Origin of the sequence: Rhizobium sp. NFR12, from assembly GCF_900108545.1 — a bacterium.
Classification (GTDB): domain Bacteria; phylum Pseudomonadota; class Alphaproteobacteria; order Rhizobiales; family Rhizobiaceae; genus Neorhizobium; species Neorhizobium soli.
In genome coordinates this window covers 134,441-158,634 of sequence record NZ_FNWM01000002.1, presented here as the reverse complement: position 1 = coordinate 158,634, position 24,194 = coordinate 134,441, and the positions used below count along the sequence as shown (strand labels likewise).

Genomic DNA, 24,194 nt, shown 5'->3' with positions numbered 1-24,194 from the left:
CGCGATGACTTGGCGCGGTTGCAGGTAGGGCATGGGGCGTTTTGCTGATTTGAGCTTACACGGGCTGACAAGGCTGGTGGCTTTCTGGTTTCTGACGATCGGGATGGTTTTCGCGCTGAACCTCGCGCTGCCGCCTCTTGACATCGGTTTGATTGTCGAGCGCGTGGGCAATGGCCTGGCGTTGCTCAATGGCCAGACGGGTAAGCAAGAAGCAAAGGCTGCGCTGGACGCGCTGAGCCAGATTGACTTCATATTCAGCCTCGCGTCGCTGATCTTCGCCGTAGCGGTTTCCTTGATGGTGACTTTCGGCCTCCTGCATGTCGCGGTGATCATCGGTTCACTCCATGGGCTACGCAAAGTTGTTGCCCGACAGAAAACACGCGCCGATTTTGCCAGCCAATATGACCAGTCTGTTTATCATCGGCTCGAAGGCAGCAAGCTGCTTGGTCATACCTGGCGCGAATTCGACGAGACACTGATAAAGCCGATGCCCGGCGAACCTTCGCTGATCAAGAATACCGTGCGGCCGCAAAGCTTCATCCATTTCGGAGCCATTCGGGACCAATTCTTCGGTCTCAAGATGATGGCGAGCATTCCCGGTTACTTCGTTGCGGTGGGACTGTTGCTGACATTTGCGGGGATAGTCCTGGCACTTTATAAGGCAGGAAGTGCTTCAAGCGCGGGCAACGTCGAGCAGATGCAGTCTGCGATGACTGAGCTGCTGCAGATCGCGTCCTTCAAGTTTGCCACATCCATCGCCGGGCTTGGTTGCTCACTTCTTCTGTCCATCGTATTCAAAGTTTACACGATCTGGCTCGAGGCCAGCGTGCACAAATTTTGCGAGGCTGCGGAGAGCAAGCTCAAATACGTCCCACCGCAATCTGTCGCCATCGAGATCGCCGAAGCGGCTAAAGAACAGCGGGATCAGCTGAAGGAGATCAACAGCGACAAGTTCTTTGCCCAGATGGGCCGTCAACTTGAGCCGCAGATCCAATCCGCCTTTGCGTCGGCAATGGCGCCGATCAATGACAGCATTACCGGTGTGCTCGGCAAAATTACGGAGAGCAGCCAGAGCGGCATCAACGACATGCTCGCGCAGTTTTCGTCGAGCGTCCAGGGCAGCGCCGGCACGGAACTGCGCCAGCTGGCGGAAACATTGGGCGCCATGCAGGCGACGCTCGCCGACATGCAAACCGGCGTCCGGGGATCCGGCGAGGATTTCGCGCGCCGCATGAGCGATGCGGCAGAAAACCTCAACCGCCTAGTCAGCGACGCCGCCCGCTCGATGGACGACGGCGCCAACCGCAACCGCGATGGGCTTGCAGAGATTCTCGCCGCCATGAAGGCCACATTTGACAAGGCGAGCGAGCAGGTCGACACGGAGCTCGGGCGCGCCGCGGGCGGTGCATCGGAGCGGATCGAGGCGGCCATGGGCCGGGTAATGGAGAAGCTGGAAAGTCAGGTCAGCACCCTGACGGGCAGCATGCTATCGCTTGACGGCGATCTGCGGGATGGCGTGACGAAGACGCAGGAGCAAATCAGGACGGCGCAGGAAAGCGCTGTCTCCACCGTCAGCGCGGTCGCGGCCGGAGCGGCCGAGGCTATCAAGACAGGCCTTTCCGACGCAATCGCAACAATACGCCAGGAAGTGGACCGCTTCGAAAGTGCGCTGCGCGGATCCAATTCTGCACTTTCGTCACAGGCCAATGCGCTTGGCGAAGCAACGTCACAAACGCGCATCGTCTCCGATGCATTTTCGAAGACGGCAACCGATATTCGCTCGGCAGCGGCACCATTGTTGCAGTCTGGAGAAAGGATCGCTTCCGCAACGTCCAGCTTCGAAGATTCGCTGCGCCTGGCCGTCGATGCACTCGCTGCAAGCCAGGCTGCCTCGCAGCAGCTGAATGGATCTCTGCGCGAGCAATCCGAGAGCATGGCAGCGATCTGGAGCAACTATGAAGCACGGTTCGCCCGCATAGACGAAGCGCTGGCGAAATCGGTCAGCGACCTTGCGACGGCAACCGAGCGGCAGGGCGACACGTTGAGCCGATACGCTACCGATATCGACCGTGGACTCGCCAATGCGGTCAATACGCTTTCTTCGTCGGTCAAGGAAATGAGCGATTCATTTGACGATTTCTCTGGCTCGATCTCCGAGCTGCGATCGTCTGTCCGGCCTGCGGCGGAATAGGTGAGCTATGCTGGCATTTGACCATGCTGCCGGTAAGCCGGCGGTTGAGGAGGAGGAGGAAAATTACTTTGTGTCGATGACCGACATGATGGTTGGCATCCTTTTCATCTTCATCATCATGTTGATGGTTTTCGCGCTGCAGTTTCAGAACCAGACCGACGAATCCGAGAAGCAAGCCGACAAATCGAAGGTCCAGATCGAAGAAGTCCTCGAGAAGGTCAGGCAGGTCAGCGAGCAGCTCCATAGCTTGCGATCCGAGATCAACGAAGAACTCGAGGATCTGAGCCAATCGCAGCAAGAGCGGACCGCCTTGCTGAACGATCTTGAGCGCGAGTTGAAAGACACAGGCCTCGACGTTCAGATCGATCGCGAAAACGGTGTTCTGCGTCTGACGGAAAACGCAATTCGCTTTGCCACGGACAAGTCAAACTTAAGCCCTCAGGCTGTAGACAATGTTCGAAAGCTCGCTGCTGTGCTTGCGCGGGTGTTGCCGCGATACACAAGTTGTGTCGTTTCAAGTAGTGCCACGGATTGCAAACAGCTTGCGCCTGGCGCAGCAATCGAAACCGTTTTCATTGAGGGGCACACAGACAGACAGGGATCGGACACTGCGGCCGGTGATAGCCGGAATTGGCAGCTATCGACCGAACGGGCTGTCGAGACCTACCGAACGCTGACTGGCTTCGAGCCATCGCTAAGAGCGCTTAGAAACCCGGAGAAGAAAGAAATCCTCTCTGTCTCAGGCTACTCCTCGACGCGCCCGATACCGGGGACAGAAATTCTTGAACAAGGCGCTGAAATTAACCAACAGGCCTGGGAGAAGAACCGGCGTATCGACATGCGCTTTGTTATGCAGCTTGATCCTTCCGATCGACTAAAAGACGTGCTCCGTCTTACTGATGATATGGAAGGACAGATCCAGAAACTGCGGGACGCGGCGACACTCAGATGATTGGGCTCTTCCGCGAAGCTTGCACAGGAATGTCAGCCCGCGCGTCCGGGCTGACCGGTCATGACGTGATACCCAAAAACACTTACGTGCATGAAGCGGCGCGATCAATTGGCGCAACCGGCATTGATGATCGTGCAAAGCGTGACCTGGCATCCATCAATGAAATTGCAGCGCGACTTCTACCGATGTTGCTGGCAGGCGATGCCTTGTCGACCAAGGAATTTCGCGACGCCATCTGGTGCCTGTGGGAGGCTAGCACGCCGCTGGCCGACCAGCCCGCAGTGCTGAGGCGAATTGTCGAAGAAGTGGATCGGAGCGACAAGCGCAAGCTGTTCAGGACGCTCGCTACAGTCTATTTGATACAGTTTCGTCCAGGCCGACCGGGACTTGAGGCAATCAGCTCCATCTTGCAACAGGGCAGTGTTCGCTGGGGCGAGCCGTTCGCATCATATCAAAACGACTACGCACTCTACGATCCGGTCCTTGGCCCCAAGAATATCGCAGCCTTGGCATTGCGGCAGGCTACGTCGCCCTCCGACGCGATGCGATCTCTCGGGTTTGGTGCGCTCGACGCGCAGTCCGGCTTCACAGAGGCGATTACCCGAAACCTATTGGTGCAACTCGGTGACGGGGCGGAACCCAACCATATGAGGCGCCTGGAGATGGTCAGATCCTACGCGCTCGACAGCCGGAACGAGCTGGTCTTCAAGGGACTTGATCTTGAGATAGCCGAAGCGTTGATCAAACCGTTTCTCGTCAATTCGCCTGAGAAGGCGATTAAAGATCTCTTTTTGAATTTCATTGTCTCGATTTTTAAAGATCCGCGAACCTATCCTGGCCGCTGGGAGCGCTTCCCGCAAATCAAGGCATTGATCGTCTCGTGGCTAACAGAGCAGTCGCTTAGGCAGTTCCTTGATATCGTGGGGCTCACCGTAAAGGATCCGAACGATGCTCAGATGTGGCGATATAGACGTGCGTTCTGGGAAGCCGCGCACCGGAAAGGCATCATCAGGGGCGCATGGGTGGTCTTCGCGGAGGATGGCGCCCGATTAGCGCGTAGTCGTTTTGGCAAGAATGTGGACTTCGCCACATTTGTCAGTGCTGGCTCCAAACAGATCCAGCGCACACACGCAGTGCTTCTCCTCGAGGTCGGTCAAGGAATTGTCGCCGACTGGAGCCACAATGGCAAGGTGAACATTTGGTCCGATGCGTCCGAGCGAGGCGCGCCGAAGCTCTATCAGAGAAGCTATAGTTCGGACGATGTGACAATTTCAAAAGACGATATCGAAACCTCGCGCTATCTCGTTAAAACACATAGCTCGCCCAAAACCTACAGCTGGCAGCGTGTCGTCGCCGAACGAATTTACCGGATGACCAATACGAGGTTGCAGCCCAGTGACTACAAATAGGGATCAATCATGAGCTTCAGGTGCATCCCGCAGCATAACGGCGCTCTCATCGAGTTCGAACAGCGAGGCGTGCTCGGCAAGAAAGCAGTTCCCTATCAGCAGTGGAGCGACAAGGGTGTCGCTTCAGATCACGGCTTCCGCTTTCTATCGCATGCCGTCGCAGCCGGTGATCTCGTTCCTTCAGGTGATGGTGTCTTCGCAAAGCCGGAATTCATCTTGTCTTTGTCGGCGACGCAGGCCGATAAGCTGCGCGTGCCCAAACTGGTCGGTCTTTCGGTCAGCCTTTCGATGCGCGGTCGGATCGACAACTCCGACAGCACCCTCCTCCTAAACTGGCAGGACCAGAACTCGCGGCCCATCACCCCGGACTTTCACGGCCCCTTCCTTCGCTTGAGCGGCGACTGGGCCCGATTGTCTCGTCCGCTCTACGATATCCACATCGCGGCCCGCGACTACAACAATTCCGCCGGCCAACCCTTCGCCGAGCGTCTTCCTTTCTGGCAGCATGTTCAGGATAAACTGAAGACCTATCTTGGCAGCGATGTGCAGGCCGACAAGCTGGTGGGTTCTCTGACAATTTATCAGGCCGGCGCATTCGGCCTTGATGTCCGCGAAACCACCCACGGAACCGATTTCCTGCCGGTGCTGATGTCGCGCACGGTCGAGCCTGAGCTTGGCGAGGTCGACGATGGCAATGATGCGCCGGAAACCGATGGCGACGATGCCGCAGCTTGGGCTTCGGAAACCGACAGACGTAGCAACGATGCCGATGCGCTTCTTCCACCAATCCTCCAGGACACGTTTTACGAACAGGCGCTGTCACGGCCCGGCAGGACCGAAGCGGCGTATGTTGTTGGTCGAAACACATATCTTCTGCTCGAGCCCCCATTGCGCACGGCGCTCGATGTGGTCAAGCAGATGCGCGGAGCACCCGCCGAGGCCCGCAGAGAGTTCTTAAAGAACCCGCGCACCCGTATCGCAGCGGCTCTGGGCGATGATTCTCTCGCCTCCGGTCTGTTCGTCGAGACGGCGCAATATTCCGATCGGATCGAAGGTCTGGGGCTGTGGCAAAAACCAAGCCTGCCGTGGATCAAGAAAAAGTCCAACCAGTGGCTGCCGGAAAACTTCGTCGTTCGAATCGGCAGCAGGAGTCTCAATGCCACTCCGGACAAGATCGAAGAGCTGCAGGTCCTCTGTAACCAGGCGGAGCAGGACCGCTCTGACGAGATCAATTTCGAGCAGGAGCTTTATCCAACCACAGATGTTCGCAGGATGCTCACAAGCCTTGATGAAGACGGCGTGCCCTACTCCGGCGAGCCGCAAGGCGAGAGACCGCCTCGTGAGGTTACGGACAATGACGTCCTGATCATAAGGCAGAACCTGGAGGAGCTCGACTTCCAGTCAAGACTGGAGAAACGAAGCAACCTCATCCCCGGAGGCTTTCCAACGCAGAGCATAAACGGCACACAGCCCAAGCAGCATCAGCTTCAGGGCTTCGAATGGCTTCGCAATTGCTGGACGCAAGGCTGGCCCGGTGCGCTGCTGGCCGACGACATGGGGCTTGGCAAGACATTTCAGGCGCTCGCGTTTCTTGCCTGGATCAGGGACAACATGGCGGCAAGGCGTGGCGCCTATCGGGCGCTGCAGGGTCCGATCCTGATCGTTGCTCCTACATCCCTTCTCGACAACTGGAAAAAAGAGGCAGGCATTCATCTCAAGCCGGGCAAGCTTGGTTCCTGTGCGGAGGCATTTGGCTCTGGCTTGAAGGCACTCAAGACCCGTAAGAGCGCCGGATGGACCGAAGAGGACGCGCTTGACGTCGACTATATGAGACAGGCCGAGTGGATCCTCACGACTTATGAAACGTTGGCCCTTTATCACCGAAGCTTTGCGCGCATCGCCTATTCGATCGCAATCTTCGACGAGATGCAGAAAGTAAAGTCGCCGGATTCGATCAACAGCCACACCGCCAAGACAATGAACATCGACTTCGTTCTCGGGATGACCGGAACGCCGATCGAAAACCGGCTGGAGGATCTATGGTGCATTATGGATCGGATCGCGCCCGGCTATTTGGGAGATCTCAAGAGCTTTTCCAGCACGTATGGCGATGAAGATCCGCAGGCCCTTGCCGAGCTGAAGGCGAAGATGGATCGGCCGCAGGGCAATGCGCCAGCCATCATGTTGCGGCGTATGAAGGACGACGTCGCAAAGGATCTGCCAGCCAAGCATATCATGCCATACTCGGTCGCGATGCCGGCGAGCCAGGCAAAGGCCTATGATGAAGCCGTCGCAGCGGCAAAAGCGAGCTCGAAAACCCGCAAAAGCATGCTGGAGACCCTCCATCTGCTCCGCGGCATATCCTTGCATCCCGATCGCGCGGGCGAGGCCAATGCTTATGATGCGGCTTGGCGCATGTCGTGGATCAACAGTTCTGCTCGGGTGCAGAAGGCCATCACTCTTCTTGAAGACATCCGCGGCCGGTCGGAGAAGGCGCTTGTGTTTCTCGAGGATCGGGCCATGCAACAGACGTTTGCTGCAGCGATCGCGGAGCATTTGAGTCTTCCTGCGCGGCCACCCATCATTAATGGAACGATGGTCGGGCGACAGCGCCAGGAGATCGTCGACGCCTTCCAAAAAGCACCCACAGGTTTTGATCTCCTCATCCTCTCACCGAAAGCTGCGGGAATCGGCCTCACGATCACGGCGGCCAATCATGTAATCCACCTCAGTCGATGGTGGAATCCCGCGGTCGAGGATCAGTGCAACGACCGGGCCTTTCGCATTGGTCAAACCAAAGATGTTACCATTCATCTGCCCATGGCGATCCACCCCACCCATGGGGCGGGGTCGTTCGACCAGAAACTGCACGATTTGCTAGAGCGCAAGCGATCATTGTCGCGAGACATGCTGGCCCCGCCAACTTCGGAAAAAGATGTCGATGGACTATTTGCAGACGTAATCGGGTAGAGGCGAGATCTGTTTATTCGTGAAAGTTTTTGCATATCCGCTCAATGACCAGAACTATCCACATCCGTTGATATTGGGCGCAAGCATGCCGGAAGGTCCATGGACTGACACAGAAAACGATCTGATCGTCGAGGACTATTTCGCGATGCTCGCAGCGGATGTTGCCGGCAGCAGATATAACAAGGCGGAACGGAACCGTGGTGTCCAAGCTCAACTCGGCCGATCCCGCACATCAATCGAATTTAAGCACCAGAACATCAGCGCCGTTTTGAAGGGCCTCGGAGAGGATTGGATCCCTGGCTACAAGCCGGCTTTCAATTTCCAGGCGTCGCTCGTAGATGCCGTCATGCGGTGGTTCATGCGTAACCCCGCCTACCTCGAGCGAAAGCCGAGCGCGTCTTCAGCATATCAATTCCGCGAGACAGAGCCTTTGTGGATTGGGCCTCCTCCAACTCTTTCAAATGAACCGCAGCCACAAGAGTTCGAGCAGATGCTGCGGATCGCCGCGAAATTCGATGTGGCAGGCAGAGATGAGCGGAACCGCGCGCTCGGAAGAGCAGGAGAAGAGCTCGTCCTTGCACATGAGCGCGCCACGCTTAGCGTGGTAGGTCGCGGCGACTTGGCTCGAAAAGTGCGGTGGATTTCAGATGAAGAGGGCGATGGCGCCGGCTACGATATCGAGAGCTATACCCCTAGCGGAAAGCCGCGATTGCTTGAAATAAAAACGACAAATGGATGGGAGCGAACACCATTCTACATTAGCCGCAATGAGCTTGCGGTAGCCGAGGAGCGTCGCGAAACCTGGCGCCTTCTTCGTCTCTGGAATTTTTCCAGGGAACCAAAAGCGTTCGAGCTGGCCCCACCGCTGAGTTCCCATGTAACGTTGACTGCGACCACCTTCCAGGCGAGCTTCCAGTAATGGCAGACATAAAAATACTCGCGGACACGGCGCACCTTTACATTTTAGGCTTCTCAACCTTGCATATTTAAAGGTAAGCGCTCCAAACCGCACGAAATACCAATCTATGGTTGCCGTCTACCTTGTCATAAAATCCGAAATCATTGCGGAAATGGGCTCAGACTTTGACAGAGGTTTACGGAAAGTTGACAGAAATCCCGAAATCAAGGTTTTTGGGTTCAAGTGTAAAGGTCTGAAGACACCTTCTAGGTGTATTGACCTCGTGCCAAACCGATTGTTCATCCACTGCCAATAGTGCTGATTAAATTGTCGTCCGCGATGTGTGGAATCGACTGCTCGATCGGCTTGGAAAGCTTACGGGCCAGCGCCGAAATCATATTTTTCATACCAGTGACGCTCGCAGTAATCAGCTTTGAATGACAGCCGCTACGGCTTCGAGAAACATCATCGAGCGCCATCGAACAGCCATCCCCGAAAAGTGTCAGCAAACTCGGTGTCGCTACCGGACGATCAGTGAAAGCGAACACCGGTTCTGTTTGCCATGAATCGGTGGCCGCGGACCTCCTCTTGCCGTTGGTCAAGCCGTGACGACCAGACGCGAAGTCTTAGAATGAAGGTGTAGTCGCCACGGGGATGCCTTCCGCGCCCGAGACGTATCGGAGACTGGAACCTCCCATGCCTCGGCATAGCGAGCTGTGCGGATGAGGTTCGAGCCGTAACTAGCTCGGCATGCTCACCAGTAATCGAAGACGGCGCCGCAGCTGAGGGGTCAATTCAGGAATGTTTCCGGAATAGAATTCCCGCAAAAAGTCGATTCAGCTGTGCTCCACTGATGAGGCAGAGCCATTTGCAAATACCTCTTCGAGCATCGTAACAAAATCCGTATCGAACCAACTGTTGAGGACGAGCAGGAAAAGCTGGCGTCTATCGCAACCCAAGGCCTCAGCCAACGCGTTTACCTTATCCAGCGGAACCTTTCGATCTCCGCGACAAAATCCTTCGACTATCTCAGTGTTGTGAAGCCCAAGAAGGAGCGTAATTTCTTCCAAAGTGTAGGCACTCTTCGCGATGTGCACCTGGATGAAACTCGCTACTTCGGCATTGCGTCCTGAACTCATTTTGTGCCTCTCGCATTTTGCTTCTCTCGAAGAAAATATAGCGAGATTCGATCGGGGAAATTCATTTCTTCAACGGCTATGTTTCGGCGAATTGTAAGTAAATAATTACTTACAATTCGCCTATAATTAGACGAAATTTGCGCTAAAGCGATAAATGCGATACAAGTTCGAAAGCAATTCCTCAGGCCAATGCGATGACCCCATATCGAAATCCCCACGCCGCGTTACGCGTCGGCCAGGTCATTGAGGCACACCTCGCCAAATCGGAGGTGTCATATCGAGATCTCGCTGATCGACTGGGAGTGAGAGACACCAAGATCACCTACTTCGTGACAGGCAGACACTACCTCCCGGTGGAATTTGCGAAACCAGCTGCAGAAGCACTCGGCATTGACCAAGGCGAACTCATCTACCTAATTCTGCTGCAGTATTTTCCTGAAGCGGACGCTGATGCCATTTGGGAAGCCATTGCGACCCATGTCGTTGAACGGCAGGAACCAGGTGAGGGCGACGCAGACGATGAAGGTCAAAAAAACAAGAAAAAGAAGAAGCGGAAGAAATCTCGCTAGGACTGCAGCGTTTCAATCAGGGGGCTTAGGCAGCAAGCTTAATGACACAAACGACAGATCAAGTTCAGCCCCCAGCTACATCCCAGGCCGACATTGATACATGGCGCATCCTGAAAAAGGCACTAAAAACGGGACTGTCGGATCGAGGTTTGACCATCGATGCGGTAAACGCATCGCTGATCACGCGTTTCATGCTGGAGCAGATCGAGGCTAGCGGCCTTCGTGTGGTGCCAGTTAAGCCGACAACAGAAATGCAGCAGGCTATCAAACAGTCTCTTGATCAAGGCAAGCGAATGTCTGTTGCTTGGGTCAAGCCGCGCACGAAACAGCGGTGGCGCTATCAGGCCGCGGTTGAAGCGGCTCCAGACTGGCGCCGAGGTTACCTCCAGGACCTCGGACTTGAAAGCGAAAAACCGAAGGCATGAAGCTATGCCGCGCTCTCCAGCGCATCTGACGGCCTAAGGTGATCCAAGATCAATCCCGGATAGGCGATCGAATTCACCAGCTTGACTCGATCCTCAAGCATCCCCTGCGGCAGGGTGCCGTAGCGTTGTGTCATCGTTCCGGAAGTGTGGCCTAGAATGAAGCCAAACTGCTCGTCAAGAAAACCCGCACGACGGAGCGCATCGGCAGCGCCATGCCGGAAGCTATAAAGGGACAAACCGCGGCCATCCTTCAGGCCAATCTTTGTTAGATACCGTGGAAAATCTCGGCTGAAGTCCGCAATCATCTGACCGCGATCATTCCGCTCGGCAAAGGGGAAGAGACGCTTGTCGCCTGTCTCTTTTGTCTTGGCGTGGTAGTCGAGGAAACCCAGCTTTATCAATTCTGGATGCACCGGCACCACGCGCATTGAACCGGCAGTCTTAACGGACTTCTCGCCGTCCCCTTCGGTTGTGATGTGCATTATCCAGTGACCCCAATCCTCACGCACGTCGTCAACACCGAGTTGCGCAATCTCCGCAGGACGCGCACCGGAATAAAGCATCACGAGCGGCACCCAATAGCGGTGGTCGCGAATGAGGACGTTTCCAGGTTTGCTCCAGAACCGTGGCGCCTCATCGTTTTGGCATCCGGTAAAGAACGGCGACTTGAACAGGGCATTCATTTCCGCGACCGTGAACGGCTTCGTGGTCTTCTCCTTGGACTTCTTCAAGAACATGTCAGCCGCAGGGTTTGCAGCGATATAGCCATGGTTCGCCAGCCAAGTGCAAAATGCGCTGAAGCCCGAGAGATAGCGATTGACGGTCGCCGTGCTGATAGTAGGCTTCTTCACCGTCTCGTTGTGCTTCACGATCTGCGCAAGCCTCATGCCCTCGAATGCCTTCGTCTCGCTCGCCTTCACTGGATATTGCAGCAACAGCGCTTTCCACTCGCGGACTGCCTTTTTATCGATACGATGCACCGGGCATGTGCTGCCTACGTATTCAACGAACAGTCCCACGTCCCGTCGAGCTTGTGCCAGCGTGTCCAACTTGATCTGGTTCGGGTTCTCGCGGGCGTATTCCTCGAACACTTCCAGGATCGTCTCGCCCGGCGCGGCCGCCTCGCGGGCGCTAGCGCTCGCCGGCTTGACGACGGGATCTTTCGGAGCGCCCGAGAAATCTCCTGCGTCACGCTCCAGGGTGCGCTGCAGCCCCTCTATCTCCGCCCGTGTCATCAAGCTGCAGAGCTCGCGGTATTCATCGGATCCCGCGTCGACAAGCAGCCGATGCTGGGCAACAAACTTCTTGACGGCAGGTTCGATCAACTTCGCATCGCCGGCTGTAAGCGCGCTCTTCAGCGCCTTCAGCCGCCGCGCACGGAGGTTTGTGTCATCGGTGCGTGCGCGAAGCATGAGTTCATAGTCGGTGTAGGCATTAATCATGCCGAAGAAATTCTCGGACGTGATCTCCCCCATATCGATCTGGCGATAGATCTGGTGTAGCTCGGCGTCCATCTGCTCCGGCGTGGGCATCGACCGCTGCTTGCGATCGTAACCGTCTATCGTAGCCTCGTAGTGCTGCCAGACGGCGATCGCCCTGTCGTCCGAGGTAATTTCCCGGCGCGCGCGAACCTCTTCGAATTCAGCGCGCCAACCTTCTATTACAGGCCAGAGGCGCTTTTTTGCTTCGTTTTCATCCTTCGTGCGCAGCGACTTTTTGCGCGTGGTGGTGCCGTAATGGCCGACGAGATCGAGCGGGACGTCCAGCCTCGCATAGTAGGTAGCGTTTCGCCGTTCGAGATATGTAACTCTTGCCAAAATCACCCATCCGTATCACTATTCCGGAACACCCAACCGGAACAGTCCTAGAAAATAAGCCGATTGTTTGCAATGGTTTGTTTCGCAACATGGGCTTACTGAAAGTTGGATTACTTTCCAGGTTCCCCAGCCAATTCTCCCCGACAACAATCGCGGTCGTTGCAAAACTCTCAGCGCCAATGGTGTCGCGTTTGGTTGCGCGTCATTTCTCGGTATTACTTCGCAGCTTCAACTCGTCCACGCGACGACTGCCCGAGAGACCGTCCGGCAATTGGGAACAATGTCCTAGCGCAACTTCGAAAAGAGCCTATTGCCAGCACACTCCGTGAGCAGTTCAACCGGTCATGACCCGAGCAGATCTCACTGTCGATAATCCGAATTTGCCGCGCATGGAACAAGCCCCACATGTACGGGTATCTACGTACCAAATCGAGACGATTTGAGTGTTTGATATAGCGCTTTTCTTAATAGGCAGATGCTAATTCAGAAGGTCTGAATCTTGGGTACAGCATTGCCGTTCGTCCACCTTATCCGTCAAGAGACTTCGAGACTTCGTGTGTTTGCAGGGACACTGCTTGGCACAGCTCTTTGCGTTGTCGCCGCAGTATTGGCCGACTCGTTTAATTTCGCGGAGATGTCGCAGGATCATTTTCGTCGCGCACTCGCGACAGACATCCTGCTCCCGACCCTGATCGGCGGGCCTTTCTTTTACTTTCTGTTGGAGAAGATCCGGCAACTCGCCGTGGCCAAGGTGGAGCTGCAGCGGCTTGCTTCGACAGACAGTCTTACCGCCGTGCTTAGCCGCGGTGCATTCGAAATGCTGGTCGAAGCCTATCTGGAAAGAGCGCGGGCGGGATCGCTTCCGCAAACGGGATCGTTTCTGATCGTTGATGCGGATCATTTCAAGGCAATCAATGACAGTCACGGGCATCAGGCGGGTGACCAGGCCCTGAAGTTGATTGCTGGGGCTATCAAGGAAACTCTGTCGCCGGCAGATCTTGTCGGACGCGTCGGCGGCGAAGAGTTCGCCGTCTTCCTGCCGGCTGTTGTCGATGACACGGCGTCGCGCACGGCCGAGCTGATAAGACAGAGGATCCGCGCACTGCCCTTCCCCAGGGACGTTGGCGAAGGGCTGCTGTCGGTCAGCATCGGCGGGGCCACCTTCCGCGAAAACACCAGTTACGAAGAACTGTTCAAGACGGCAGATCGCCGTCTGTACGAGGCAAAGGCGTCAGGCCGCAACCTCGTGAGAATGTCAATTTAAACGCCGTCCCAACTTTATCCCGAAAAGACATTACGACTGAGATATTACATGAAAACCAATGAGGAAATCCGTCTCGCCGCTCTGCACTCTTTGAAATTGCTCGATACGCCAGCAAGTGAGAGCTTCGACCGTATCACGCGCATGGCGAGCCAGATATTCGACCTGCCGATCGCGGCCATATCGCTAACCGATTCCGACAGGCAGTGGTTCAAGGCGCGTGTCGGGGTGGAGCACCAGTCTATTCCACGAGACAAGGCGCCCTGTGCGGCAGTGGCCGAGAGTACCGAACTTCTCGTCGTTCCGGACCTGTCCAAGGATGCGCACTACCACGACAGTGTCCTTGCAAAGACAGGCGTGCGTTTTTACGCGGGAGCACCCCTCACGACGCGCGAGGGGCATTGTCTCGGCGCCTTGTGTGTCCTTGGAGCCGAGCCGCGTGAGACCACCGAAAACGAGATTGCCAGTCTCCAGGACCTTGCCGCAATGGTGATGGCCCAGATCGAACTGCAACATGCGTATGGCAGGATCGAGCCGGTCAGCGGGCTTCCCAATCGTACCCAGTTTTCCGAGGACGTGAGCGACCTTCTCAGAGGACCGGCCTGGCGGACGGCCTATACCGGTGTCCTGATCGACCTTGCCGAGACGCGGCAGCTTGACGACCTTTCCCGCGTGATGGGAACAGCCGAAATCGATGCGAAAGTGCGCGATGCCGCACAGCGGCTCAGAGCGATCGTTGGCGGCAAAACAACACTTTATCACGTCTCCACGACGCAGTTTGCGTTCATAAGGGACAGAAATATCGCAGGCCTCGACTGCATGGTTTACCTCAGACAGCTGCTGGGTGACCTGGACGACGAGTCGGACCTCAGATTTCTGATGACGCCGGCAATCGGCGTCGCGCCGCTCAAACCCGACACCACGCCGTCGGATTTCCTGCGTGCCATGAGCAGCGCAGCGCAGGACGCTCGTCTGACAGCGACACATGTCGCGGTCTTTTCACAGGCCAGTGACGATCGCTACCAGCGGAGTTTCCGTCTGCTGCAGGATTTCGACAACGCCCTTCAAGGCAGCGATCAGCTATCGATCGTGTTCCAGCCGCGTGTCAGTTTGCCGGATGGCCATTGCGTCGGAGCAGAAGTCCTCCTGCGCTGGCTCCATCCGGAACTGGGAGCCATATCCCCCGGCGAATTCGCTCCCATCATCGAGCAGTCTCCACATATAGGCAAGATGACCGCGTGGGTTCTGGATGCCGCTCTGCGCGAAGCCGGCAACCTGAAATCCAGGGGGGTAATCGTTCCGGTATCGGTCAATATCTCGGCGGCAAACCTCGATGAACCGGACTTTGTTCAACGGGTGCAACTGTCCCTCTTGAGACATGGTATCCGGCCGGCGATGCTGGAGCTGGAGGTCACCGAAAGCGCGATCATGAAGGACGCGGCAAACGCGCTGGCGAAGTTGCAGGCGCTTTCCGATGGCGGGGTCCGACTATCGATCGACGACTTCGGCACGGGCTACAGCAGCCTGTCCTATCTCCAGACCTTGCCGACCACCGTGGTCAAGATCGATCAATCCTTTATCCGCAGCATGGATGATGGCTTTCGCGAAACCAATCTCGTCAGATCGATGATCCAGCTGTCGCACGACCTGGGCTACCAGGTCGTGGCGGAAGGGGTGGAGACGACCGAGGCGGCCGAGGCTTTGAGCAAGATGGGTTGTGATGAAGCGCAGGGGTATCTTTTTGCAAAGCCGCTGTCTCCAGCCGCATTCGAAGAATGGTTCTTCGAGAGAAAAATGGAACACCAGATCGCATGCTGATCCGATAGGCTGCCGGCACGAGAAACAGACGATGTCGAAATTCCAACGCGCATCGTGTTTCAAGCGTGTCGGCTCTGCCGGAAGCTAGATCAAGGTCGATGATTTCAAGACGCTGAAACTGTTGTCGTGATGCAATGCTATGACGCCTTCATGTTCCAGGGCGTAGAGCGCGTTCAGAAGTTCGTTTCTTGAATATCCGGTGGTCGCGGGCGTGTTCGCGATCGTCCCGAACTTGACCTGCGATGGCGGCCTGACCCGCAACCGTCTTAAAACATCCGTCACGGCATTGACGACTTCGATACGTGATTTCACGATAGCGGGCCTCCGGAGAACGGTCATCCCATAATCCGTTCTGTCTTCAACAACACCGGAGGGCTGACTTTGATCCATCAAATAGACATATCGTGAGCATGCGCCTTCTCCCGCATGCGCCTGGTCTACGCGTTCAAGCGGGCATAGCGCCGACGCTATCAACGTCCGCAGTCAGTCCTGGAATGGATGACACGGACGAATTCGTGCGGATACGCAACCCGCCGATCCAACCCTGTGAGGGAAGCCGTAACCGGCTGGAGCACAGGCAAAACGGGACAGACTTGAGAGCAATATCAACAACGCTGTCTTTGACATCCTTGCCGGTCAATGGAAGTTTCTCGACTTGACCTTGAGCGTGTCGATGTGGAGATCCGGGATATAGATGTCGCGCGTCGGGATGACAGGCTTCGGATTGTCGCGGGGATCAGGCCCGCTGCCATGTTTGGCTCCGTCGCCACGGCCGTACGGCAAGGGGAAGTCGCCGCCAAGCTCGCCGAGACTGGAGAGATCGCCGGAAAAGTCGAACAGGCGCTGGGCGACCAGATGCACGACCTCGCCTTCGCGCTGTATCCTGCCATGGATCGCCATCATCGAAGCCGACATGACGATCCGGCGCTGCTTCTCGAATAGCGAGGGCCAGACGACGGCATTGACGACGCCCGTCTCATCTTCGAGCGTCAGGAACATCACGCCTTTGGCGCTACCAGGCTTCTGACGCACGAGGACGAGGCCCGCCGTCCAGAGCCAGCGGCCGTCGCGCTCACCCATCGCTTCGGCGCAGGTGACGATCCGCTTTTTCTTCAGTTCCGGACGCAGGAAAGACACAGGATGCGACCTCAAGCTGAGGCCCGTATGGGAATAGTCCTCAACGACTTCCCTGCCCTCTTTCATCGACTTGAGCGACACGTCGGGTTCCTGCATCTCGGCAACGACCCTTGCTTCACGCTTTGCGGCTGCCGCCCATAGTTCCAGCGGCTCGTCGCGCAGCGCCTTGATGTCCCAGAGCGCTTGACGCCGTTCCAGCTTCAACGACGGTAGGAAGGCATCGGCCTCTGCCAGCTTGACCAGCGACGCTGTCGGCACGCCGGATCGCCGCCACATGTCGTCGGCACTCTCGAAAGGCTGGTCAACACGGGCAAGAACAATTCTGGCAGCATTATTCAGCGGCAGCCCCTTTACCATGCGCATACCGAGCCGAACCGCAAAGCGGCCGGGCCTTCCGGTCTCCTCCATCGTGCAGTCCCAGCGAGACCGATTGACACAGACAGGCCGGACCTCCACCCCGTGGTTGCGGGCATCGGTGACGATCTGGGCAACGCTATAGAACCCCATGGGCTGGGAGTTGAGGAGAGCGGCGCAGAAGATATCCGGATGATGGCACTTCATCCAGGAACTGGCATAGGCGATGAGGGCGAACGAAGCTGCATGGCTTTCCGGAAAGCCATAGGAGCCGAAGCCTTCCAGCTGGCTGAACGTCCGCTCCGCGAAGTCTTGAGAGTAGCCGTTCTTGACCATGCCCGTGACGAGCTTCTCCTTGAACCTCGACACGCCGCCCGTAAACTTGAAGGTCGCCATGGCCCGACGCAGCTGGTCCGCCTCGCCTGCACTGAAACCCGCACAGACCATGGCAACCTTCATGGCGCTCTCTTGGAAGAGCGGGACGCCGAGCGTCTTGCCAAGCACCGCCTCGAGCTCCGGCGTTGGATACTCCACCTTCTCCTTGCCCTCCCGCCGACGCAGATAGGGATGCACCATGTCGCCTTGGATCGGGCCAGGGCGGACGATGGCGACCTGAACCACGAGATCATAGAAGGTGCGTGGCTTGAGCCTTGGCAGCATCGCCATCTGGGCGCGGCTTTCGATCTGGAAGGTACCAAGCGTATCCGCCTTGCGGATCATCGCGTAGGTCTTCGGATCCTCCTGCGGAACGTCTGCCAGACCCATCGCTTCGTTCTTGTACTCCGCCAGCAGCTCAAAGGAGCGGGCCATGCAGGACAGCATGCCAAGCGCCAGCACATCCACCTTCATGAACTTCAACGCGTCGATATCGTCCTTGTCCCATTCCACCACCTGGCGGTCATCCATGGCGGCGGGCTCTATGGGGACAAGATCATCCAGCCTGTCCTGCGTCAGCACGAAGCCGCCGGGATGCTGTCCCAAATGGCGCGGCGCTCCCATGAGTTGCGAGGCAAGGTCGAGCGCCAGACGCAGCCGGTAGTCGGACGCGTTCATGTTGTTTTCCCTGAGCTGCTTTTCGCCGATGCCATCCTTCGACCAGCCCCAGACGCCGGAGGTCAGTGGACCGATCAGGTCTTCGGGCAGGCCGAGCGCCTTGCCCACATCGCGCAGCGCACCCTTGGTTCGGTAGCGGGTGACGGTGGAGCAGAGGGCGGAGCGCGAGCGACCATAGGTCTCGTATATCCACTGGATGACCTCCTCGCGCCGGTTATGCTCGAAGTCGACGTCGATATCCGGCGGCTCGTTACGCTCCATCGAAACGAAGCGCTCGAACAGGAGGTCTCCTGTTTCCGGGTTGATGCTGGTGATCCCGAGGCAATAGCAGACGGCGGAGTTGGCAGCTGACCCTCTGCCCTGACAGAGGATGTTCCTGGAGCGGGCAAAGCGGACGATGGAAAAGACGGTGAGGAAGTACGGGGCGTAGTTCATCTTCCGGATGAGGTCGAGTTCGTGCAGGATCGCCTTGCGGACCTTGTCGGGAATGCCTTCCGGATACCGTGCCGCAGCACCTTCCCAGGCGAACTTGGCCAGCGACTGCTGGGCGTCGAGCCCTGGCACAATTGCCTCTTCAGGATACTGGTACTGCAGCTCGCTCATGTCGAAGCGGCAGCGCTCGACGATCTCGCGGCTTCTTGCGAGAGCCTCGGGATAATCGACAAACAGGCGGTGCATCTCCTCCGGCGCCTTGAGGAAGCGATCAGCATGCCGCTCCCGATCAAAGCCGACGCTGTCGATGGTGGTGCGGTTGCGGATGCAGGTGACGATGTCCTGAAGCTGTCGGCGGCCGGGCTCGTGGAAGAGCACATCGTTGGTCACCACCGTCTTCACCTTGTGACGCTGCGCCAAGTTCGACAGATCATGCAACCGCAGCCGGTCGTTCGGACGCCGCCGCAGGCAGAGCGAGACATAGGCGCGGTCACCAAAGACTGCGGCCACCTTGCGGAGCTGACCCGCATAGATATCGTCCGCCTCATCGGGAATGAGGATCGCAATCAGACCCTCGCTATAGGCCTCGACATCAGACAGGTCGAGAATGCACTTGGCCTTGCCGCCCCGACTTTTGCCAAGCGTCAGCAGCCGGGTGAGCCTGGAATAGGCGAGCCGGTCCGTCGGGTAGACGAGCAGCGACATGCCATCCGTGAGGTCGAGATGGCAGCCGACCACCAGGCGCACCCCGGTTGTCTTTGCCGCTTCCCAAGCCCGGACAATGCCGGCAAGCGAGTTGCGGTCGACGACACCAAGGGCGTCGATGCCCAGTGCGGCGGCCGTGGCAAACAGTTCTTCCGCGGAGCTTGCACCCCGCAGGAACGAGAAATGCGTGGTCACCTGGAGTTCGGCATAGCGCATAGTTCAAACCTTACCCGAAGATGCCGTGGAGGAACCATTTGTGTGACCCCGTGCCTGCATCGACGCCGTCGCCGGCGCGGAAGACCCACAGCCGATCGCCGTGCTCATCCTCGACCACGAAGTAATCGCGCACCGCCTGCATTTCGCGCGGCCGGAGCCACCATTCGCCGAAGATGCGCTCGGGCCCATCGGCACGAACGATGCGGCGGCGCTTGCCGCGCCAGGTGACGACGACTGGCGGCTGGTCGGGCAGGACAGCCATGGTTTCGATTTCTTCGGGATAAGCCAGCAGCCGTGACGGCCGCGGCCACCTGGCTGCCCACTCGGCACCCGTCTCGACGGCCGTCGGTCCGATCCGCCGGAGAGATCGTTCCGGAACGTCGGAGGCGACCGGCGTGATGCGGTAAAGGCGCTGGCCCCGGTTGCCGAGAATATCGACAAGTGGTGTCACATCCACCACCGCCTCTTCCACCAGCGCGTTTGCGACCTGCTTTATTTCCAGCGGCTCGGCCATGACCGCCACCAGCACCATCCGCTCGATGCCGAAACCCGGGTCGATCTTTTCGATACGGTCACAGAGAAGCTTTGTCAGGCGGGCAGGATCACGCACGGGCTTGGCAAGTCCTGCTCGAAGACACTGGCGTGTGTTGTCGACGCGATGGATGATCAGATCGGAACGCCGGACGCCCAGCCCCCGCTCCTCCAGCTTTGCCGTCAGTTGCGCCACCAGCCGGCGGACGTATTTTGCAATCGTATCGGGCGCACCGATGGGTTCCTGGAAATTGCGCGCCACCTCGACCAGATCCGGCGTGCGCAACGGATCGATGGGTTCTGCAAGACGGCCGAAGAGCTGATCGAGACGGCGTCCGACCTCCGGACCAAATCGCAGTGTCAACGGCGCACGCGGCAGTGCCGACAGCTCTCCTACCGTGTCGATACCCAGGATGCGCAATGCCTGGATCGTATCTGCCGCAAGCCGCAGACAGTGGATTGGAAGTCCGATCACGGCCTTGGTGACATCACCGCGCGGCACCACCGTCGTTTCGTTCGTCGTCAGTCGCGCCAGTGCATGCGCCGCGCCCCAGGTATCGGCGACAGCGGCACGTGCCGTCAGGCCCTTGCCGCGGAGACCGTTGACAACGCCGGAGATCAGCAGCTCTTCACCACCCTGAAGGTGATCGGCACCTTCGGTATCCATGACGATGCCATCCGTTCCATCCACGGCAACGACGGGGCTGTATTGACGAAGCGCCCATAGCGCCAGGCGCTCGACGGCTGCGGCGTCGGCAACGGGATCGGCGTCCACCATATGAAGGTTGCCAATCATCGCCTGTGCCTTGCTGGCAGCCATGCCGACTTTGAGGCCCAGCTTGCGGGCAGCCGTATCGGCTGCCGATATCCAGCGTTTCGAGCCGCTGCGCGAGACCACGACCAGCGGCTGGTCAACCGACACGGCTTCCTCGCCATGTCGACGTATCCGATCCGTTGCTAGATAGGGGAAGTAAACAGACACGACCCTCGGCATCGCAGGCTCCTAACTCAAACTCGGCACATTGCCCCGCCTTTACCCGCATCAATTCCGCCAGCCACCTCGCCCGCCCCACGCCGGCGACAGGAAGCGGCTCGGACGGCAGGGTGCTGATCCTCCAGCGTGTTGTGGACGCCGTCGGCTGACCGTAGTCGGAGGCCTCCGTCTGCCGTCGCCAGCGCCGGACGACCAGGCCGAGCGTCCCCGTCTTCTCGGCAGCCAGTTGAAGACGCCGCGACGCGGTCATCGGCAGCCTCACCAGTTCCCCGACGACGGCCGCCAATCCCCCGAAGGACAGCCCCTCTTCCATCGAGGCAAGCACGTCCTCCTCCTTATCGGCTTCGCAATAGATGACGCGGTCGGGGTGAAGCCCGGCCTGCGACAGCGCCGGCGCAAAGAGATCCGGCCGGGTCAGGCACCAGAGAACCTTTCCCTTGGCCCGGGCCGCAATACCTGCCGCAAACAGGGCGGCCGCGGCACCATCGATTGTACCCGCCCCGCCGCCTGCAATTTCATGCAATGCGCCATAGGCAAGCCCCCCGCCCGGCAATCGCTCGTCGACGTCAGGCACCCCGAAGGGCAGCACAAGCGCCTTGCGCGACACGCTGCCTTCCAGATGCGCAATCCGGTCTCTCAGTTCCTCGACAAGCCTTGAGGCAGGGGCATGCGACATCGTTCACGGCCCTCCTCAAGGTTCGCGTTGCACAGGACTTCATGTCCCAAAGAATGTTGGTGTTCTGTTTCTGTTCCGCCGCGACAGAAGAGTCAAGCGGGGTCAGAACGGGATAGCTCTCGGCATTTTAGCGCCGGTGAAGATTCATCGTTCTGAATCAGCTTCGTAGGCGGCTTGAGAGGCTCGATGGAGTGCTTGAGATTTTTTGCATGTTCTTGATCTGGGCTAGGGCGACACGAAAACCGTGAGAACTTTCCGTTCTCAAATCGCCCAATCTGCATATCAAGAATGTAACAGAGTGGCTCGGCGATGTGTGGCAGAGCCAAAGGGGATGAACACTCGCGCTCATGCGGGACTATGGCCGTCTGCGGCCATCCGCCCACGAGCCGCCGCCCTTTGGCTCTTTCCCATTCCCGCAGACACCAAGGAGCACAACGCTACCATCTGTGCCATCGCCGAGGAACTCGACGTTGGATTTGCAGGCGTTCAATGTCAGACGTTTTGTATAGGAGACCAGTGAAGGCTTGCCGCATCAGGTGGCGTCTTCTCCGCTGCGAGAGAATGCGGGAGACAGGCAAGGTTGCCCGTCGCCCGCCGTGCCGCCGTCCTCAGTGGATCGCGGTGCTGACGATCCGGTAGGGGTGTTCAGCTTCATATTCGACCATGATCTGGACGGCCTGTTCGAGAACCTGTTCGGCTTCCTCGACGTGATCGCGTGCAAGCTGATCGGCGTTGATGAAGATCGCTTCGGCCATGTTGCCGGAGATCGCAGCGAACTGGCGGTTACCTTCGACCAGGGCTTCTCTGGCAGCGCCTTCAAGCGCGTGCGCCATGGTGATCAGCGCGTCTTCGCGCTCCTCGATCGTCAGGTCCCGAATTGTCTTTGTCATCTGCTGCATCGTGCCACCCACCTTAATAGTCGTTGTGACGATATCGGTCCCGATAGGGCCCCGTTCACAGCGAAATGGGCATGTTGGCGCCAGATTTCAAGGTTCAGGCCGGCGCGGGCTCGTCCTTGTGGACGGCATCGCGGGGCACGAACAGGCAAGCGGGCACGATCAGGACGGCAAACAGGAGCATGGTCAGGAAGGTCGCGTGCAGGCCGTCCTGCAGCGCAAGGCGAACCGCTTCGGCATCGCCACTCACGAGACCGGTTCCGTTCAGGAGAGCACGCAGCTGGTCGGTCGTGATCGCCTGTCCGCTGGTCGTATGGACAAGGCCCCAGCTCAGAACCGCCCCGAGAATCGCCGCGCCCAGCGTGCTGCCGAGGTTGCGGGAAAAGACGTTCGACGCCGTGGCACTGCCACGTTGCGAGGCCGCGACGCTTCCCTGGGTGAGGATCAGTGCGCCGATATTGAGAAGGCCCATGCCGAAGCCCATGACGAGCGAGCCGGCACCCGCAAGCACCGCCGAACTGGATGGCGTCAGCAGGGTCAGGAGGAAGGTTCCCACGGGGACGAACACGGCGCCCACCAGCATGATCGGCCGCAGCCCGAACCGGGTGAAGTTCCGCGAAGCGATCGTTGCGCCGCACGGCCATCCGAGCAGAAGCATGGTCAGTGCAAAGCCCGCCACCAGCGGCGACTGGTTGAGCACGGTCTGCACATACATGGGCAGGAACGTCGTGAGCCCCATGATCGCCATGGAGGCGAAGAAGACAGAGATGTTTGCGGCCGCAATCGGCCGGTAGAGCCAGAGATCCGGCGCGACCATCGGTTCGTCGACGCGACGCTCCTGCCAGATGAACAGCGCAAGCGACACGGCAAACAGGACGAAGGAGACGATCGCGGACGTCGAAAATCCGGTCTCGGAGACCGTGAGGCCAATCATCAGCGCCGAGATGGATACGGCAAACAGCACGGCGCCCAGGATATCGATCGAGACCGTCCGGGTGTGCTTTTCCTCGTGGTAGAACAGGATGAAGGCTGCGGCAGCGGCAAGGCCGACCGGCACGTTGATCCAGAAGATCCAGGCCCAGGGCAGGTTATGGATGATGACGCTGCCGAGCAGCGGGCCAACCACGGCCGAGAGCGCCCAGACGCTGGCCAGATAGCCCTGAACCTTTCCACGCTGGCTGCCCGGAAAGAGATCGGCCACCACCGTCATCGCGACGGGCTGAATGGCGCCAGCGCCGATGCCCTGGAGCAGTCTGAAGGCAATCATGGACGGCATCGACCAGGCAAATCCGCAGAGGATGGAGGCGACCAGGAAGACGGCGATGCCAGCCAGCACGATCGGCTTTCGCCCGTAGATATCGGAAAGCTTGCCGAAGACGACGGTCAGCGCGGTCTGCGACAGAAGGAAAGCGGAAAACACCCAGCTGTAGAGATTGAGCTGCCCGAGCTGGGCTGCGATCTGCGGCATGGCGGTGGAGACGATGGTCGCTTCGATGGCGATCATCGCCATGCTTGCCATGATCGCGGCTACGACGAGCCCGCGATGGGAGACTTTTTCAGACATGCGTGAAATCCGAAGCCCTGACGGAGGGCGCGACAAGAGAGAAATTCGGCGGTCGCGGCAGGATATTGCGTCTGCAAAGCGTGCATCTGCAAGTTCTGGTGGCCGTCAGTGCGTCATCGACTTAGGAGCGCAAACTTGGTTGCGTCAAGCTATATTTGATTTAGATCAAGTTCCACAAGCGCTCCTC

18 protein-coding genes are annotated in these 24,194 nt (G+C 58.2%); 9 read left to right on the top strand and 9 right to left on the bottom strand.

What is annotated here, in order from left to right; genetic code table 11:
* Positions 1-31 precede the first annotated feature (31 nt).
* The 5 genes from zorA to BLW69_RS08010 all read left to right on the top strand — a co-directional run bounded on the left by zorA (position 32) and on the right by BLW69_RS08010 (position 8,441).
* Entirely contained in the window at positions 32-2,191 is a 2,160-nt protein-coding gene (gene zorA / locus BLW69_RS08030; protein ID WP_139283822.1) for an anti-phage ZorAB system protein ZorA, read from the top strand.
* A gap of 7 nt (positions 2,192-2,198) precedes the next feature.
* A complete protein-coding gene (locus BLW69_RS08025) occupies positions 2,199-3,143 on the top strand; it encodes an OmpA family protein (protein ID WP_092661282.1) in 945 nt (314 codons plus the stop codon).
* On the top strand, positions 3,140-4,552 hold the full coding sequence (locus tag BLW69_RS08020; RefSeq protein ID WP_092661280.1) for an EH signature domain-containing protein: 1,413 nt from the start codon (positions 3,140-3,142) through the stop codon (positions 4,550-4,552). The genes BLW69_RS08025 and BLW69_RS08020 overlap by 4 nt, the downstream gene beginning before the upstream one ends.
* Positions 4,553-4,621: 69 nt before the next feature.
* Positions 4,622-7,522 carry a DEAD/DEAH box helicase gene (locus BLW69_RS08015; protein WP_175487255.1) on the top strand — a complete coding sequence of 967 codons (2,901 nt, stop codon included), beginning with the start codon at positions 4,622-4,624 and terminating at the stop codon, positions 7,520-7,522.
* A 19-nt stretch (positions 7,523-7,541) separates the two neighbouring features.
* Positions 7,542-8,441 carry a protein NO VEIN domain-containing protein gene (locus tag BLW69_RS08010; protein WP_244508779.1) on the top strand — a complete coding sequence of 300 codons (900 nt, stop codon included), beginning with the start codon at positions 7,542-7,544 and terminating at the stop codon, positions 8,439-8,441.
* A 278-nt stretch (positions 8,442-8,719) separates the two neighbouring features.
* Here BLW69_RS08010 and BLW69_RS22515 read toward each other — a convergent pair whose 3' ends face one another.
* Positions 8,720-8,899, bottom strand: a complete 180-nt coding sequence (locus tag BLW69_RS22515; protein ID WP_139283820.1) for a hypothetical protein — start codon at positions 8,897-8,899, stop codon at positions 8,720-8,722.
* A gap of 357 nt (positions 8,900-9,256) precedes the next feature.
* On the bottom strand, positions 9,257-9,559 hold the full coding sequence (locus BLW69_RS08000) for a hypothetical protein (RefSeq protein WP_244508778.1): 303 nt from the start codon (positions 9,557-9,559) through the stop codon (positions 9,257-9,259).
* Between the two features lie 194 nt (positions 9,560-9,753).
* Between BLW69_RS08000 and BLW69_RS07995 the strand changes: the two genes are divergently transcribed.
* Entirely contained in the window at positions 9,754-10,128 is a 375-nt protein-coding gene (locus BLW69_RS07995; RefSeq protein WP_092661272.1) for a helix-turn-helix domain-containing protein, read from the top strand.
* 41 nt (positions 10,129-10,169) lie between these two features.
* The gene (locus BLW69_RS07990) at positions 10,170-10,553 is read left to right on the top strand and encodes a hypothetical protein (RefSeq protein WP_139283818.1); all 384 of its coding nucleotides are present in this window, start codon (positions 10,170-10,172) and stop codon (positions 10,551-10,553) included.
* Positions 10,554-10,555: 2 nt separating this feature from the next.
* On the opposite strand, the gene BLW69_RS07985 is transcribed toward BLW69_RS07990, so the two are convergent.
* Positions 10,556-12,370, bottom strand: coding sequence for a site-specific integrase (locus BLW69_RS07985; RefSeq protein ID WP_092661268.1), 1,815 nt, complete (start codon positions 12,368-12,370; stop codon positions 10,556-10,558).
* 634 nt (positions 12,371-13,004) lie between these two features.
* Here BLW69_RS07985 and BLW69_RS07980 point away from each other — a divergent pair.
* On the top strand, positions 13,005-13,634 hold the full coding sequence (locus tag BLW69_RS07980; protein ID WP_244476072.1) for a GGDEF domain-containing protein: 630 nt from the start codon (positions 13,005-13,007) through the stop codon (positions 13,632-13,634).
* A 48-nt stretch (positions 13,635-13,682) separates the two neighbouring features.
* Positions 13,683-15,449 (top strand): putative bifunctional diguanylate cyclase/phosphodiesterase, encoded by a 1,767-nt coding sequence (locus BLW69_RS07975; protein ID WP_092661266.1) that lies wholly within the window; start codon positions 13,683-13,685, stop codon positions 15,447-15,449.
* 84 nt (positions 15,450-15,533) lie between these two features.
* Here the strand turns inward: BLW69_RS07975 and BLW69_RS07970 are convergent, their stop codons facing one another.
* The 6 genes from BLW69_RS07970 to BLW69_RS07945 all read right to left on the bottom strand — a co-directional run bounded on the left by BLW69_RS07970 (position 15,534) and on the right by BLW69_RS07945 (position 24,007).
* Positions 15,534-15,839: a hypothetical protein gene (locus BLW69_RS07970; RefSeq protein ID WP_062453746.1), complete on the bottom strand. Its 306-nt coding sequence runs from the start codon at positions 15,837-15,839 to the stop codon at positions 15,534-15,536.
* A gap of 246 nt (positions 15,840-16,085) precedes the next feature.
* On the bottom strand, positions 16,086-19,346 hold the full coding sequence (locus tag BLW69_RS07965) for an error-prone DNA polymerase (protein WP_092661264.1): 3,261 nt from the start codon (positions 19,344-19,346) through the stop codon (positions 16,086-16,088).
* A gap of 10 nt (positions 19,347-19,356) precedes the next feature.
* On the bottom strand, positions 19,357-20,871 hold the full coding sequence (locus BLW69_RS07960) for a Y-family DNA polymerase (protein WP_175487254.1): 1,515 nt from the start codon (positions 20,869-20,871) through the stop codon (positions 19,357-19,359).
* Entirely contained in the window at positions 20,789-21,547 is a 759-nt protein-coding gene (locus BLW69_RS07955) for an ImuA family protein (protein ID WP_062579172.1), read from the bottom strand. The genes BLW69_RS07960 and BLW69_RS07955 overlap by 83 nt, the downstream gene beginning before the upstream one ends.
* Positions 21,548-22,155: 608 nt before the next feature.
* Positions 22,156-22,446 (bottom strand): hypothetical protein, encoded by a 291-nt coding sequence (locus BLW69_RS07950; RefSeq protein WP_062579170.1) that lies wholly within the window; start codon positions 22,444-22,446, stop codon positions 22,156-22,158.
* A 94-nt stretch (positions 22,447-22,540) separates the two neighbouring features.
* Positions 22,541-24,007 (bottom strand): MDR family MFS transporter, encoded by a 1,467-nt coding sequence (locus tag BLW69_RS07945; protein WP_092661261.1) that lies wholly within the window; start codon positions 24,005-24,007, stop codon positions 22,541-22,543.
* Positions 24,008-24,194 lie beyond the last annotated feature (187 nt).

Coding starts and splice junctions, on each gene's coding strand:
- zorA (WP_139283822.1), top strand. CDS start 32: ATGGGGCGTTTTGCTGATTTGAGCTTACACGGGCTGACAAGGCTGGTG.
- BLW69_RS08025 (WP_092661282.1), top strand. CDS start 2,199: ATGCTGGCATTTGACCATGCTGCCGGTAAGCCGGCGGTTGAGGAGGAG.
- BLW69_RS08020 (WP_092661280.1), top strand. CDS start 3,140: ATGATTGGGCTCTTCCGCGAAGCTTGCACAGGAATGTCAGCCCGCGCG.
- BLW69_RS22515 (WP_139283820.1), bottom strand. CDS start 8,899: ATGGCGCTCGATGATGTTTCTCGAAGCCGTAGCGGCTGTCATTCAAAG.
- BLW69_RS08000 (WP_244508778.1), bottom strand. CDS start 9,559: ATGAGTTCAGGACGCAATGCCGAAGTAGCGAGTTTCATCCAGGTGCAC.
- BLW69_RS07995 (WP_092661272.1), top strand. CDS start 9,754: ATGACCCCATATCGAAATCCCCACGCCGCGTTACGCGTCGGCCAGGTC.
- BLW69_RS07990 (WP_139283818.1), top strand. CDS start 10,170: ATGACACAAACGACAGATCAAGTTCAGCCCCCAGCTACATCCCAGGCC.
- BLW69_RS07980 (WP_244476072.1), top strand. CDS start 13,005: ATGTCGCAGGATCATTTTCGTCGCGCACTCGCGACAGACATCCTGCTC.
- BLW69_RS07975 (WP_092661266.1), top strand. CDS start 13,683: ATGAAAACCAATGAGGAAATCCGTCTCGCCGCTCTGCACTCTTTGAAA.
- BLW69_RS07970 (WP_062453746.1), bottom strand. CDS start 15,839: ATGGATCAAAGTCAGCCCTCCGGTGTTGTTGAAGACAGAACGGATTAT.
- BLW69_RS07965 (WP_092661264.1), bottom strand. CDS start 19,346: ATGCGCTATGCCGAACTCCAGGTGACCACGCATTTCTCGTTCCTGCGG.
- BLW69_RS07960 (WP_175487254.1), bottom strand. CDS start 20,871: ATGCCGAGGGTCGTGTCTGTTTACTTCCCCTATCTAGCAACGGATCGG.
- BLW69_RS07955 (WP_062579172.1), bottom strand. CDS start 21,547: ATGTCGCATGCCCCTGCCTCAAGGCTTGTCGAGGAACTGAGAGACCGG.
- BLW69_RS07950 (WP_062579170.1), bottom strand. CDS start 22,446: ATGCAGCAGATGACAAAGACAATTCGGGACCTGACGATCGAGGAGCGC.
- BLW69_RS07945 (WP_092661261.1), bottom strand. CDS start 24,007: ATGTCTGAAAAAGTCTCCCATCGCGGGCTCGTCGTAGCCGCGATCATG.